Source organism: Enterococcus crotali, from assembly GCF_000633635.1.
Taxonomy (GTDB): Bacteria; Bacillota; Bacilli; order Lactobacillales; family Enterococcaceae; genus Enterococcus_L; species Enterococcus_L crotali.
Genome location: NZ_AYPQ01000002.1, coordinates 735,255 through 750,452 on the forward strand (window position 1 = coordinate 735,255; position 15,198 = coordinate 750,452).

The window sequence follows — 15,198 nt, forward strand, 5'->3', positions numbered from 1 at the left end:
TCTGAGAAGTAGCTCGAAATGGCACGACTCAATCTCGGCACAGTTCTGTTAGCAGCGTGCTAAGTAGTATTCAATGACTAGAAGAATAAATATCATATAGCAATCGATCAAGATCAGAGATATCTTTTTTTTCTTTATAGTTGGTCATAACAAAAAAGTGCTTTCCTCTCTTTTTCAAATGGGAACAATCTACATTACTAATAATTAAATCATAAAATTGGTTGTCAGCTAAAGGCTCAGCTCGGGCAAATGTGGATAACTCAATATATTTGATCCACCAGTCCGTAAATTTTTTTTTGCGTAATAGATCACTTTCAATAAAGATACCGACCGATATTTTTGTTTTGATACACTCCTCGTAAAAACTTATTGCATGAGCATATCTCGTAATAAGCATAATGTCGTGTGTATCATCGACAAAAATCTCTGGGAAACTCTTTTTTAAATAATCAACGAAAATAGTAACAATTCCAGCATGTTCGCTTTTTTTCCATTCAGCATAATGGAGCTCCCAATAATAATCGATCGTTCCCTTGAATATTAAATGGCGATAGCCGATAGAATTTAAATAATAATGGAGCATTTCGTGTTGTGCTTCATTTAGATGGGAATCTGGATAACAGTTATTCATAAAATTAAAAAATTCTGTGTTCAATCTTTTAATCAAAAGTTTACTGTATCGTTCAATCAAGTCAAGTTCTTTTAAGCAGTGAGAATTACTAGGGATGATTTCTTCGCCAATCATGAAGAGGAGCAATAAGATGGTTTCATTAGGAAGCATTTTAAAGGAGTAATAAACGAGAAAGGCCCCAAGCGTTTTATCAACTTGTTTGAATAGGCGAGTGTTTTTAAGTGCATTTATAAATCTTCTTTGCCCGCTAATGTCTGATTGGTTACTAAAGAAGGGCTCCTGATCACTGTAATTTTGTACGTTTTTTTGAGCATTTCTTCTTTTTAATAGGCTTAAGTAAATGATAAGTTTTTTTCGGGAAAAAATAGAGATGGAGCCACCTAAGCTTTGCTGAATATGATTGACCGTTTCATAAATTCTGGGGTCGATATGCGGGCTTTTTAATTGGTGCTTAGGATCTGTGACTATGTAAAGAGAGACATAAAAAAAACGAACTTGTAATTCAGAACCTAGCAAATAGCCGTTTTGGATGGATAAATCGAATTCATTTAATAAGACATTCAATTCATTGATTTTTCTAAAATAAGTTGAGTGACTGATCCCAATTTTTTCACATAAACGAGTGACATCAATTGTACCGCAAAGTAGCAATTCTTCTAGAATTTTGTATTTTGGTGAGTGGCAGATCAACTCGTTATATAACGTATGGAGGGAGTAATCAGGTTTTGTTTTAAAAGTAATGGTATGTTTATTTACTTCGATAGAAAATCGATTATTCGAATGTTTTGCCGAGGTCATCAGCTCTTCAATCAGCTTTGATAAAAAGTAATCTCCGATATCTAAGTGGTGCAAAAGCTCTTTTTTTGTTGCGGTACCGCCAATATTACTTAAATATATTAATAAGTCAATTTGATAAACTTCTAATTTTTCTAATAAGTCGAATTTTCTCATAGCAAAACTCCTTTAACTATCTAAAGATCGAATAAAAATTAAATTCTGGAAACAAGGTAGGTTCTGTGTACTATATCAGATGGTTATATGGCCAGGTCTTTCCTAATTGGAACACATCTTATATTTAATTTAGAGCTCGATGCAAAACTGTTTTTTAGTTTTGATGTGCGCCCCAAAAGTTGTACGTAGATTAACCTGTTACTTGACTGGTATGAATTCGGTATTGTACTGGACTCATACCGGTCAATTTTGCTTTTATTCGATGATGATTGTAATAATCAATATACGTTTCAACTGCTCGTTTTAATTCCTCAAAGCTAGAAAAAATGCGTCTATAATACATTTCTTGTTTCATCAAACCAAAGAAATTTTCCATTAATGCATTGTCTAAACAGTTTCCTTTTCGTGACATGCTCTGGTATACCTTTGCTTGCTTTAACCGTCTGACATACTGGTGATGTTGGTAATGCCAGCCTTGATCGGAATGAATCGTCATTCGATAGTGCCCATATTTGCTTTTTTCAATCACTTTTTCTAAAGGTCCTAACACACAATCCAATGTTGGTTTTTGTTGGAAATGATAGGCGATGATTTCTCCATTAAACCCATCTAGAAACGGACTTAGGTACGCTTTTCTTTTGACAGTTATTCCTTCGGGATTTCGTTCAGTATAGTGGAATTCTGATATATCTGTATAAATTTTTTGATTGGGAACACAACTGAAAAAACGTCGATTCACTCTATTTTTGGCTGTCTGACCGACCTGTCCTTTATAAGAGCGATACCTTCTTGAACGACGAGTGAAGCTTGTACATACTAAATGATATTTCTTCATGATTCGCCGAATTTTTTTATGGTTCACTTGATAGCCCTTATGGGCTAACGCCAACTTCAATCGACGATATCCGTAATTCCCATCGTTTTCTTTAAAAATACGCTGAATCCATTCTTCTATTGGAGACGTAGTTTCTTCAACAGCTATCTTTTTTTTCCAATAATTAAAGGTGGATCGGGGTAAGCGAATGGCTTCTAAGACTAACTCTTGACGATACTTTCCAATCAGGTCGATGGCTATTCTGGTTTGGACTCGCCGTTTCGCTTCGCCATAATATTCTGTTGGAAAGTCTGTAGCTTTTTTAGATACTCCACCTCGATTCGTAATAATTCATTTTCACGTTCTAATTCTTGTTCACGGGAAAGTGAGGCTTTTTTCTGCTGTTTTTTTGTTGGTTTCGTCATTTTTTTAGGTCTCCCTCTGCGATTAGACAGGGCTGTGTGGCCGTCCGTAATGTATTTCCTCTGCCATCGAGAAATCATTTGACCGCATGGCAGTTTAAATTGTCTCGCTGCTTCCCCGAAAGAAGCCCCTGTCGTTTCTATAAAGTGTAATACATCTCGCTTAAATTCACTAGTATATTTTTGAGGAGAACGATGTGTGACGAGCCCTTCCTTTCCAAATAGTTGATGAGAGTGTTTCCAACTATAAATTAAGGAATACGATGAAAGACCATATTTTTTAGCTAATGCTCGACAACCTAGGGGACCTTCCAGATATTCTTTGACGATTTTTAATTTGAACTCTACTTCATAATAAGTCATAAAAAATAACCTCCAAAAATTGTATTTTCACGTACAACTTTTGGGGGTCACCTCATTTTGTCCCGAGCTCATTCTGATAGTGCCATTCCCATTATTATCTAACATAAATCCAGCAAATACAATCCTATATAAATGGATTTTTCTTCTATTTATGTAAAAAACAATCGTTTTATCTGGATGTTTCACTTGGAATATAGAAAAAAAGCCAATCAATAAAATAGCTTTGCTTGATTGGCGAAAAAATGGTATTGTATCTTTGTATGTTTATGTCTGATTTTATGAAAATTGATGACTACTTTTAGAAGGGATATGTCTGTTATGTATGATCTTGGTGATATTGTAGAAATGAAGAAGCCCCATGCTTGTCAGGCAAATCGTTGGGAAATTATTCGAATGGGCGCCGATATTAAAATAAAATGTACGAACTGCGGTCATATCGTTATGATGACACGCCGTGATTTTGAAAAGAAGATGAAAAAAATTTTGGAAAAAAAACTGATAAAGGATAGTGAATGATCAATGGCATTAACAGCTGGAATCGTAGGTTTACCTAACGTAGGGAAATCTACCCTTTTTAACGCAATTACAAAAGCAGGAGCAGAGGCGGCGAATTATCCGTTTGCAACAATTGATCCTAATGTGGGAATGGTTGAAGTACCTGATGAGCGCTTGCTGCGTTTAACAGAGTTAGTGAAACCTAAAAAAACAGTACCGACTACTTTTGAGTTTACAGATATCGCCGGAATCGTAAAAGGCGCAAGTAAAGGGGAAGGGTTAGGGAATCAATTTTTAAGCCATATTCGCCAAGTAGATGCTATTTGCCATGTGGTGCGTTGTTTTGATGATGATAATATTACCCACGTTGAAGGACGTGTAGATCCCTTAGCAGATATCGATACGATCAACTTGGAATTAGTATTGGCAGACCTAGATTCTATTACAAAGCGTTATACACGTGTGGCTAAAATCGCTAAAACAAAAGACAAAGATGCGGTAGCGGAGTTAGTAGTATTAGATAAGCTTAAACCAGTTCTAGAAGAAGGATTATCTGCTCGGACGATCGAATTTACAGAAGACGAACAAAAAATCGTTAAAAGTCTATTCCTATTAACAGCAAAACCTATCTTATATGTAGCAAACGTATCAGAAGATGAAGTAGCTGATTCAGATAATAATCCTTATGTTCAACAAGTACGAACTTTTGCTGCAAATGAACAAGCAGAAGTAATCGTTGTTTGTGCACGTGCAGAAGAAGAGATCGCAGAGTTAGATGATGAAGATAAAGCTGAGTTCTTAGAGGCATTGGGCATCGAAGAATCTGGGTTAGATCAATTGATTCGTGCAGCCTATGATTTATTAGGACTAGCAACCTATTTTACTGCAGGTGAGCAAGAAGTACGTGCGTGGACTTTCCGTAAAGGAATCAAAGCACCTCAAGCAGCTGGAATCATCCATACTGATTTTGAACGAGGCTTTATTCGTGCCGAGACGGTTTCATTTGATGATTTGAATACGTATGGCAATATGCAAGCAGCGAAAGAAGCAGGCAAAGTTCGTTTAGAAGGAAAAGAATATATTGTACAAGATGGCGATGTTATGCTTTTCCGTTTCAATGTATAAGAAAAAAATAGCTAAAAACTGTTTTTCTCCCTAAAAAATGTGTTAGAATACTTTTTAGGTAAAGACTGCCCCGTTGGTCACGGGCGAGGAGGACGCAAAACATGGAATCAGAAGCACTTCGAGATATTGTTTCAGAAAATCGTGAACTTGAACAAAAATTGACAAAGAGAAATGAACAATACATCTTTGACTTAAAAAAATCACTAGTTGCTGCTAATCTTTCAGAGGAAGCACAGACACTTGCTTTACATGAAATTCTGCCTCATTTAGTAGAAGGTCAAAAAAGTGGGAAAACTGCGCGTCAGCTTTTCGGAACAGTGGCTGAACGTACGGAGTCGATTTTAAATAAACCAGAAGAATTGCCGGAATCACCTCCTATTTTGATGTGGTTGGACAATACATTGCTGTTATTTGGTGTGATGACAATCATGTTTTCAGTAATGATGCTGTGGTCTAAAGGAAAGACACAGCCTTTAGGGTTACTAACCTTAGTGCTGGCATCAATGGCTGGTGGTTACGTGTTTTATCTAATGTATAAATATGTCTATCAATATGATCGCCCAGGCGTGGATAAATCAAAACGTCCAGGTTGGTTTAAAACTGGTTTGATCTTAGTTGGATCGATGCTTCTATGGCTTATTGTCTTTACAGGTTCTGCAATGTTGCCAGCCGTTATCAACCCTGTCTTTGATCCAATTGTCGTTATCATTATTGGTGGGATTGCTTTAGGTGCTCGTTACTTATTGAAGAAAAAATACAATATGCGTAGTAGTTTGGCGCGATAGAGAGTAAAAAGGTTGAGATAAAGGAATACTGTCTCACCATCTATTTGAATTTTAAAGATCTGAGGGCTAACTCATTGAGTTAGCTCTCAGATCTTTTTATTTTTCTGAATAAAAAAACCTACAAATATAGGATTATTGAATTTTTAACAAATAAAACGATAGGCAAATTCAAATATAAAGGGTTTGTATTTGAAAGAAAAGGCTCCGCGCGCTACCATATACACTAAGAATGAAACTTTCAAATAATTTTCATTATGAAGAGGTGAAGCAATGAAAGATTGGATCAGCAAGCGTAGTCGATTACTGATTTTTCTGAGTTTTTTTATATTAAGTGTATTGTCTGTATATATTGTTTATCTTCAAAACGGTCATATTATGATTGGTGATGATTACCATTTTCATCAAAATCGGATCGAGGGTCTGGCTATGTCATTAAAGCATGGTCTGTTATTTCCGAAAGTAAGTTACTTTTTCATTGGTGGATATGGGTATGCATCTAGTTTGTTTTATCCAGATTTTTATTTGTATGTTCCAGCAATTTTACGCGTGTTTGGCTTCTCACTGGCTACTAGTTTTATTATTTTTGCTATTGGAATAAATTTAGGAACATTTATTTTGAGCTATGTATCGGGTAGATATATGAAGCTTTCTAAAGTGAAAAGTTACTTATTTTCACTATTGTATACTTTATCGATCTATCGTTTACAAGATTTTTTTAATAGACAAGCGATTGGAGAACTGCTGGCAATGGGGTTTTTTCCAGTGGTTTTGGCAAGTTTGTATTTGTTGAAAAATGGTGATGAGAAGAAATGGTTTCTCCTGACTGTTGGAATGACAGGAATCGGATTAGCTCATTTCATTTCATTGGAAATTCTTAGTATTTTTATCGGATTGTATATCCTTTTTCATGCGAAACGATTTATAAAAAAAGAGATAATTATTGCGATAGCAAAAGCAACTGGCGTAACAATTTTGCTTTTAGCTTTCTATCTAGTACCTGTTTTTGAACAAATGAAGCACGTAACGTTTCAAGTTACGTCAAATCCTCTGACGTTGATTTCTGATAAGAGCTATTCTTTAGGAGAGTTACTTACTAATAGTTTTAAAAATAGTGTGTTCCATGCATCTTCAGCAAATATAGGTGTTCTTTTGTTAGTTGGTTTGATCATCTATACTGGAATGTTGTTTAAACGAGACCTGCCAAATCGTGAATTGATCATTTTGGCATTATTATTTATGTTCATGACGACAAATCTTTTTCCATGGCAGTTATTTGACCAGACACCAATTAATACCATCCAGTTTCCTTGGCGTTTCCTATCAATTGTAACCTTATTATTGGCGTATCTTATTGCAAATGATGATTTTGGGTTATTCAAAAAGTTTCCCAGTAGTCAGATCATCTTAGTTTTTGTTGTTTTACTTGGTGTAGGGTTGTATGAAAAAGAAAGTATTGATACTGAAGGAAAACGGATTTTATCCCACCAATCTTATGATCAAACGAATAGTTATTACATTGGTGCTGGACATGAGTATTTACCAAAGGAAGTGGATTATGACACTATCAAGAAAAATAAAAAGCGCAAAGTCGTGTATAACCCTGATAAAATAGTGGTGAAGGATGTTAAAATGACATTTGATTCGGTGTCATTCGACTATCAGACTAAAAATACATCAAAAGTAACGGTTACAATTCCGTTTATTTATTATTATGGCTATCAGGCTAAGATTGTAAGCAATGGAAAAGAAATAACTACTCCAGCTGTATTAAATGAGAAAAATGGATTGGTGGATATTCAGGTATCCGAAAAAGGCAGTGTATCGATTTCATATCATGCTACATGGGCTCAAAAAATTTCAGCAAGTATCTCGGCTCTTACCTTTTTGAGCTGTGTTGTATGGCAAGTAGCACCAAAGATCTCAACTAGGGTGAAATCAAAGAAAAAGCCTTAGTTATCCTTTTAAAATAATAAGAACGAAATGAGAAAATGCTCATGTTTCAGAAAACTAAGAGAAAATCTCTGTAAACAAGGAAATGCGGTTGACTTACCTTTTATTATCTGTTATTTTCTTATATAAAATTAAATAGAGGAGTGGTCTAGAAAATGTCTAACTGGGAAACAAAATTCGTGAAAAAAGGTCTTACATTTGATGATGTTTTATTGATTCCAGCAGAAAGTCACGTACTGCCTAATGAAGTGGATATGGGTATCCAACTTGCAAAAAATATTAAGTTGAATATTCCTCTAATCAGTGCAAGCATGGATACTGTAACTGATAGTAAAATGGCCATTTCAATGGCTCGTCAAGGTGGTTTGGGTGTTATTCATAAAAATATGAGTATCGCACAACAAGCTGATGAGGTTCGCAAAGTAAAACGTTCTGAAAGCGGCGTAATCATCGACCCGTTTTTCTTAACGCCAACCAACTTAGTAGCAGATGCTGAAAATCTGATGAGTAAATACCGTATCAGCGGGGTGCCAATCGTAGAAACGATGGATAACCGTAAATTAGTTGGGATCATTACCAACCGTGACATGCGATTTGTAACCGATTATCAAATGAAGATCGATGAAGTCATGACGAAAGACAACTTAGTCACTGCCCCAGTTGGGACTTCGCTAAAAGATGCTGAAAAGATTTTACAAAAACATAAAATCGAAAAATTACCGATCGTTGATGAAAATAACCGTTTGAGCGGATTGATCACGATTAAAGACATCGAAAAAGTAATTGAATTCCCAAATGCAGCTAAAGACGAGCATGGTCGTTTACTTGCAGCTGCGGCTGTGGGTGTTACGAGTGATACCTTTGAACGTGCTGAAGCCTTATTAGATGCGGGAGTAGATGCGATCATTATCGATACGGCACATGGTCATAGTGCAGGTGTGATTCGTAAAATCAAAGAAATTCGCGATACTTTCCCAGACGCAACGCTTATCGCTGGAAACATTGCAACGGCAGAAGGTGCTAAAGCCCTTTATGACGTGGGTGTTGATGTAGTTAAAGTAGGGATCGGACCTGGTTCTATTTGTACGACTCGTGTTGTTGCTGGTGTTGGAGTGCCTCAATTAACAGCAATTTATGATGCAGCGTCTGTCGCTCGTAAATATGGTAAAGCAATTATCGCTGATGGCGGGATCAAGTATTCAGGCGATATCGTCAAAGCCTTAGCCGCTGGTGGACATGCCGTTATGTTAGGAAGTATGTTAGCTGGGACAGATGAATCACCAGGAGAATTTGAAATCTATCAAGGCCGTCGCTTTAAAACATATCGCGGAATGGGTTCACTAGGTGCAATGGAAAAAGGTTCAAGTGATCGTTATTTCCAAGGCGGCGTTAATGAAGCAAATAAATTAGTTCCAGAAGGTATTGAAGGTCGCGTTGCTTATAAAGGTAGCGTTTCAGACATTGTATTCCAATTGATTGGCGGTTTAAAATCAGGTATGGGCTATGTCGGTGCGGCAAACTTAAAACAATTACGTGACGAAGCACAATTTATTCAAATGAGTGGGAATGGTTTGAAAGAATCTCACCCCCATGATGTTCAAATTACGAAAGAAGCCCCTAATTATTCTGTAGAACAATAAATACAAAAAACTCCGAAGTCATAATCGACTTCGGAGTTTTTGTATTTATTGTACAGGACGTTCATCTTTAGAACCGTAATACATATGCAAGGGTTTAGCCTTTTTTCCTAATAATTCTTTAGAAGGTAGAATTTCATATCCTTCTCCACGTAATCGATCGATTACTGTAGCCACAGCATCAACTGTTTCTGGATGGATATCGTGCATTAAAACGATTGTGTCATTATAGGCGGTTTCGTCAATGCGTTTGATGATGGCTTCTGCGTTATGACTTTGCCAATCTTGTGAATCTACAGACCATTGGATGATCGGTTTTCCGATGATTGTCGCAACGTCTTTGTTTACAGCGCCATAAGGTGGTCTGAAATCAGTGGGTAGCTTCCCAATGGCATGATAGATGGCTTTATCTGTTTTTTGAACCTCATCTTTTACTCTTTGCACATCAACTCCGGTTAATTGGGGATGGGAGTAAGAATGACTAGCTACTTCATGACCTTCATCTGCTACTCGTTTTACAAGGGATTCGTTTTTTATGACATTTTGACCCAGCATAAAGAATGTAGCTTTAACGCCTTTTTCCTTTAGGATGTTTAACAGTCTCGGTGTTGTTTCAGGGTTTGGCCCATCATCAAAAGTCAGCGAGATATATTTTTTGTTTGGATCTAATGGCGTTGGTAAGGCATCTTTGATAGATTCTGGATCAATATACTCAGGATTTACGTAGCCAGCAATCTCTTTGTAAGGTAACGTGATTTCCTTTTTTCCAGTTGCATTTTCCGGCAAGCCTAAACTGATTTTATCTGAATGATAGGTAAATACGGTTCCGTCTAAAGAAATACTAGGCATGTTGAGGACACTGTCAATAACTGTGTTAGCATCAGGACTCTCTGCAAGTAATTTTTGCTGAATGACTTGTTGAACAGCTAAAATATTTGCTTCACTAGTGAAAAGATCCTGGAGAGTCAAGGGTTGGTTTGTTTTTTGATTGACGAAGGCAATTTTTTGACTTACTTCAGTTTGTTCGGTCCATTCTTCATTTGTTGGATTCCAAGTATAGCTTTCAACAACAGGCTGATATCCCGTTACCAGTTCATTGGATTTAATCATTTTTATATAACCGACAAGTTTGAGCGGTGTCTCTTTCGGGCTGTTTTTTTGAGCGGTATCTATTAAAGTTGTCAATTCCGCTTTTAATGCTTGAAATTGAGGGATAGCGTCAGGCGTAACAGGTTCATAAGAAAGTATCTGAACATTGCCGTCTGTTTTTTCTTGCTCCGTATTCTTAAGTTCCGCTTGTTTTTGAGCGTCGCGTATCTTCTCCAACAGTGCCGCTTCTTTTTTCTCATAACCATCATCTTCCAGTTTGTTTGCTTCTTTTGGTTTGTGTTGCATAGCATAGGTTGCGTAGACGCCTCCACAAAGTAAGATGAAAGAAGTAGCAAAGATCGCTACGAAAGTTAATTTTCTGGAAACACTGTGTTGCCTTTTTTCTCGCCGGGTATTTCGGGTTCCTCGTGGGTGATTCTTTCTGTCCATAACATTATCCCTCTAATTTAAAAATTTGATTGTGTGCAATAAACCAAATGTATCATGGTTAAATCACACTTTCAACAAACATCCCGCTAAATTAGTGATTCTTTCTATTTATTTAATTAGTTTCAAATTACCCATGTAAGGAACTAAAACTTCTGGAATCGTCACAGTTCCATCTTCATTTTGATAATTTTCTAAAATTGCGGCAACTGTCCGGCCAACAGCTAAACCAGATCCATTTAGTGTATGAGCATACTGAACTTTATCATTGTCATCACGGTAACGGATCATCGCACGACGAGCTTGGAAATCTTCACAGTTTGAACAAGAGCTGATTTCACGGTAGGCGTTTTGGGCTGGAATCCAAACTTCTAAGTCATATGTCTTCGCTGCTGAGAAGCCCATATCTCCTGTAGCTAATGACATAACACGGTAAGGAAGGTTTAACTTTTGTAGAATATCTTCCGCATTAGCGGTCATTTTTTCTAATTCTTCATAAGAATGTTCCGCATCACTGAATTTCACCATTTCTACTTTATTGAATTGGTGTAGGCGAATCAGTCCGCGAGTATCACGACCAGCACTTCCTGCTTCAGAACGGAAAGAAGGGCTAAGCGCAGTAAAGTAGATTGGTAAATCTTTACCATCTAAAATTTCATTATTATAATAGTTTGTTAAAGGAACTTCAGCAGTTGGTATCAACGTCATATCTGTTCCTTCTAGCTGAAAAACATCCTCTTTAAATTTAGGAAATTGCCCCGTTCCAAACATAGAATTGCTGTTAACGATATAAGGGGTCATCATTTCAGTATAGCCATGATCATAAACATGCATATCAAGCATAAAATTGTATAATGCTCGTTCTAATCTAGCACCTAAGCCTTTATAATAAACAAAACGACTGCCAGAAACCTTTGCTCCACGTTCAAAATCAAGAATATCAAGATTTTCAGCTACATCCCAATGTGGTTTTGGCTCAAAAGCAAAACTTCTAGGTTCACTCCAACGACGTACCTCAACATTATCATCTTCATCTGCTCCGACAGGTACTGAGTCATGAGGGAGATTTGGTAAGGTTGTAGAAATTTCTTGGAGTTTAGCGTCGATTTCTTCGATTTCCGTATCCATCGCTTTGATGTTACCACCAACTTCTTTCATTTCAGCGATCTTGTCAGCAGCATCTGCTTTATTCCGTTTTAGTTGTGCAATTTCAGCGGAAACATCATTCCGATATTTTTTCAATTCTTCTGATTTCACGAGTAGGTTACGACGACTTTCATCTAAGCGTAAAAACTCTACTAATACTTCTTCCTTTACACCACGAGTTTTCAACTTTGCTTGTACTTCATCGAAATTTTGACGAATCATTTTTACATCTAACATAATTACTCCTCCTTAATATAAAAGCGTAGCGGGCTCGTCCAACTCCGACTGGAAAATAGGAGTTAGCCCACATAGCTAGATAACCTTGTAGTAAAATAAAAAGCCACTCCATCCCTAGAAAAAAATTCTTGGGACGAAATGACTTGAATTTCGCGGTACCACCCAAGTTCAGCATAATGCTGCCCTTGTAATGCAGATAACGGCTGCCACCGGTTTGGCTTATTTCGTCAAACGCATGTAATAGAGACGGACTTCTTTATAGTTGAATATTTGCTTTCACCACCGCAAACTCTCTTTGATTCAGTACTATAAATACTTTTTCTCTTTGCTTGTCATTAGGATACAAAATTTTTGTTTAGATGTCAACCTTGCTCAATCAATTTCTTTTTAAAGGCAGATGTATAATAAAAGATGTCCAATGATTATCAGACGTTGCATAAATATAACCACCATGCAACGCAATAATACTTTGGGCGATAGCTAAACCAAGGCCTGTTCCACCTGTTTCCTGAGATCGTGATTCTTCTACGCGATAGAATCGATCGAATAATTGATCTAACGATTTTTTAGGAATCGACGGGCCATCATTTCTAACAGCAATCACAGCTTCTGTTCCAACTTTTTCCACGTCAATGACGATATTTTTACCACCTTTGCCATATTTTAGTGCATTTGATAATAGATTATTGAAAACACGTACTAATTTTTCAGTATCGCCATCCATCTTGATTGATGCTGGATTAGCATTGACTTGGATCGTCATGTTATTTTTAGTTGCTTCTAATTCAAAATCAGCAGCTAGTTGCTCAATCAATTGAGCCATATCAAAACTAATCGTATTGACAGGGACAGCAGGTTGGCGTACTTTTGTATATTCGAACAGGTCATCAACCAGTAGTTTCATTTGTTTAGCTTTTACATAAGCAGTATGCGTGTATTTTAACAAATCTTCCTGGTTATGAAATTGCCGATCTTCAATCAAACCTAAATAGCCTATAATAGAAGTTAAAGGTGTTCTAATGTCGTGACTGACATTTGTGATAAGCTCATCTTTTGATTTTTCGATTTTCCGCTCGTCTTCAATAGCTGCAACAGTACTGTCAACCAAGCCATTGATGCTAGTAACAACTTTTGCTAAATCACCACTTAACTCAAAAGGAATACGGTGGTCGTAATTCCCGTTAGCGATATAATGAAGCTCACTAATGATATGACGCAATTGCATTTGTCGATAACGGCGAATCAAGCGCCAGTACAACACGCCAACATCAACTACGAAAAAGATCGGTATAACAAACTTGCTCAAACTCCAAAATAAATCTGTATTCAACTCTTTGGCGAAAGCACCCTTAGTTGCCCAAATGATTCCCTGCAGTGTCTGGCTACCGCTAAGTAGAACCGTTATTGAGACATTTAATAGAAGTAACAGGATAATTGTCACGATTCCTTCAGCAAGTAGCTCACTGATTTCTTTAGATGTTAAGGTGATTCGTTTTTGCTTTTCGATTTTCTTTTGTCTAACGAGCATCGATTTTATATCCAACTCCCCAAACTGTTTGAATGACTTTTTCTCCACCAGTTGCTTCTTCTATCTTATCTCTTAAGTGACTAACGTGAACCATAACAGTTTTTGCTGAGACAATACTTTCTTGCTGCCAGACGCGTTCAAAAATTTCGTCCGCACTGAACACGCGATTAGGATGACTAGCTAATAAATATAAGATACCAAATTCTAAGGCAGTTAGTTGGATCTCTTTTCCATCAACCGTTTTAACTTCATGAGAATCCTTATTAATAATCAATGAGCCGATTTCAAGTACATCAGGTTCATCTGCTTTAAGTTGCATTTGGCTACGTCTTAAAATTGATTTCACACGAGCCATGACTTCTAATGGATTAAATGGTTTTGTAACATAATCATCCGCTCCAGCTACTAGTCCTTTAATTTTATCCATGTCAGTTGTTTTAGCAGTCAGCATAATAATAGGAATTTGAGATTCTTTTCGCAATTCCTTCACTACTTGCATTCCATCCATGATGGGCATCATAATATCTAAAATAAGTAAATCAATATCGGAAATTGTTCGAATCTTAGATAAAGCCTCTTTCCCATCATAAGCTTTAACCACTTCGTAGCCTTCGTTGTGAATATAAATACTCAGTAGTTCTACGATTTCTTTATCATCATCAGCAACTAAAATTTTCATATCATTCATTTCCTCCATATATATAGTAGAATTCCTCTTCTACATTCTAACAAAAAAAAGGAAAAATTGACAAAAACAAGGAGAAGTTACGGGAAATTTAGAATATGTTACTAAAAATTAAGAAATAGAATAAAAACACTCTGTTTTTGCCGTAAAAACGAACAATAAAGAACGAAAGTAATAAAATAATCGGTAACGAAAAAAACTTTAAAAAAAGTGCAAATTTTAGTTGACCTAAGCCTAGAATCTTGGTATATTATATCTTGTCGCAAGGCACTGAAGTAACACGCCAAAAGACAAACATAATATAACAATCCAAAGACGAAAAAGACGAAAAAAACTTTGGAAATCAGAAAAWTAGTTGTTGACAAACAATGGCTAACCTGATAAACTAGTGAAGTTGTCGCAAGAAACACTGACGACGGAACGAAAATAGAATAACAAATCAAGTTCAAAAAAACTTGAAAAATCAGGAAGRAAGTTGTTGACAAATAACAAACAACCTGATAAACTAATGAAGTTGTCGCGAAACATTCGATAACATCAAGCAGAAAAAAACTTGAAACTTTTTTAAAAAAAGTGTTGACATCAAATCGAAGATTTGRTATGATATAAAAGTTGCTGCGAGGTAACACAGTAGACCTTTGAAAACTGAACAAAGTAAGACGAACCAAATGTGTAGGTTGTACAACGGTAAAAACAAACAACAATTTTTAACAAAGCGAAGCAATATGCTAGCAAACAAATGAGCTTAACAATCTTCGGATTGTGTTCAACTTTTATTATGAGAGTTTGATCCTGGCTCAGGACGAACGCTGGCGGCGTGCCTAATACATGCAAGTCGAACGCTTCTTTCTACCGAGTGCTTGCACTCATTTGAAAAGAGGAGTGGCGGACGG

The 15,198-nt window shown here is 36.6% G+C and carries 12 protein-coding genes, 1 rRNA gene and 1 other annotated feature; of the genes, 6 read left to right on the forward strand and 7 right to left on the reverse strand.

Annotated elements, in window-relative coordinates; translation table 11 throughout:
* Positions 1-70: 70 nt before the first annotated feature.
* The 3 genes from V192_RS0108280 to V192_RS0108290 all read right to left on the reverse strand — a co-directional run bounded on the left by V192_RS0108280 (position 71) and on the right by V192_RS0108290 (position 3,181).
* Entirely contained in the window at positions 71-1,582 is a 1,512-nt protein-coding gene (locus tag V192_RS0108280) for an AcpB/EbpR/MafR family transcriptional regulator (RefSeq protein ID WP_025870728.1), read from the reverse strand.
* A 190-nt stretch (positions 1,583-1,772) separates the two neighbouring features.
* Positions 1,773-2,747: an IS3 family transposase gene (locus V192_RS0108285; RefSeq protein WP_128080805.1), complete on the reverse strand. Its 975-nt coding sequence runs from the start codon at positions 2,745-2,747 to the stop codon at positions 1,773-1,775.
* Positions 2,654-3,181, reverse strand: coding sequence for a helix-turn-helix domain-containing protein (locus V192_RS0108290; RefSeq protein ID WP_025870732.1), 528 nt, complete (start codon positions 3,179-3,181; stop codon positions 2,654-2,656). The genes V192_RS0108285 and V192_RS0108290 overlap by 94 nt, the downstream gene beginning before the upstream one ends.
* Positions 3,182-3,499: 318 nt before the next feature.
* Here V192_RS0108290 and V192_RS0108295 point away from each other — a divergent pair, with 318 nt between their 5' ends.
* The 5 genes from V192_RS0108295 (at position 3,500) to guaB (ending at position 9,176) form a co-directional block, all read left to right on the forward strand.
* Positions 3,500-3,697 (forward strand): DUF951 domain-containing protein, encoded by a 198-nt coding sequence (locus tag V192_RS0108295; protein ID WP_025870734.1) that lies wholly within the window; start codon positions 3,500-3,502, stop codon positions 3,695-3,697.
* Between the two features lie 3 nt (positions 3,698-3,700).
* Entirely contained in the window at positions 3,701-4,801 is a 1,101-nt protein-coding gene (gene ychF / locus V192_RS0108300; RefSeq protein ID WP_025870736.1) for a redox-regulated ATPase YchF, read from the forward strand.
* A 101-nt stretch (positions 4,802-4,902) separates the two neighbouring features.
* Complete coding sequence (locus V192_RS0108305) at positions 4,903-5,586, forward strand: DUF1129 domain-containing protein (RefSeq protein WP_025870738.1); 684 nt, start codon at positions 4,903-4,905, stop codon at positions 5,584-5,586.
* A gap of 270 nt (positions 5,587-5,856) precedes the next feature.
* On the forward strand, positions 5,857-7,539 hold the full coding sequence (locus V192_RS0108310) for a 6-pyruvoyl-tetrahydropterin synthase-related protein (protein ID WP_025870740.1): 1,683 nt from the start codon (positions 5,857-5,859) through the stop codon (positions 7,537-7,539).
* Between the two features lie 152 nt (positions 7,540-7,691).
* Positions 7,692-9,176, forward strand: coding sequence for an IMP dehydrogenase (gene guaB, locus V192_RS0108315; RefSeq protein WP_025870742.1), 1,485 nt, complete (start codon positions 7,692-7,694; stop codon positions 9,174-9,176).
* Positions 9,177-9,221: 45 nt separating this feature from the next.
* On the opposite strand, the gene V192_RS0108320 is transcribed toward guaB, so the two are convergent.
* The 4 genes from V192_RS0108320 to croR all read right to left on the reverse strand — a co-directional run bounded on the left by V192_RS0108320 (position 9,222) and on the right by croR (position 14,299).
* Complete coding sequence (locus V192_RS0108320) at positions 9,222-10,712, reverse strand: polysaccharide deacetylase family protein (protein ID WP_025870744.1); 1,491 nt, start codon at positions 10,710-10,712, stop codon at positions 9,222-9,224.
* Positions 10,713-10,820: 108 nt separating this feature from the next.
* Positions 10,821-12,092: a serine--tRNA ligase gene (gene serS, locus V192_RS0108325; protein ID WP_025870746.1), complete on the reverse strand. Its 1,272-nt coding sequence runs from the start codon at positions 12,090-12,092 to the stop codon at positions 10,821-10,823.
* A 126-nt stretch (positions 12,093-12,218) separates the two neighbouring features.
* Positions 12,219-12,430, reverse strand: a binding site (T-box leader).
* 38 nt (positions 12,431-12,468) lie between these two features.
* On the reverse strand, positions 12,469-13,620 hold the full coding sequence (gene croS / locus V192_RS0108330; RefSeq protein WP_025870748.1) for a sensor histidine kinase CroS: 1,152 nt from the start codon (positions 13,618-13,620) through the stop codon (positions 12,469-12,471).
* Complete coding sequence (gene croR, locus V192_RS0108335) at positions 13,610-14,299, reverse strand: response regulator transcription factor CroR (RefSeq protein ID WP_010766703.1); 690 nt, start codon at positions 14,297-14,299, stop codon at positions 13,610-13,612. Before croR ends, croS begins: the two co-directional genes overlap by 11 nt.
* Positions 14,300-15,079: 780 nt before the next feature.
* Here croR and V192_RS0108340 point away from each other — a divergent pair.
* Positions 15,080-15,198: ribosomal RNA gene (locus V192_RS0108340) — 16S ribosomal RNA — on the forward strand; the annotation flags it as partial.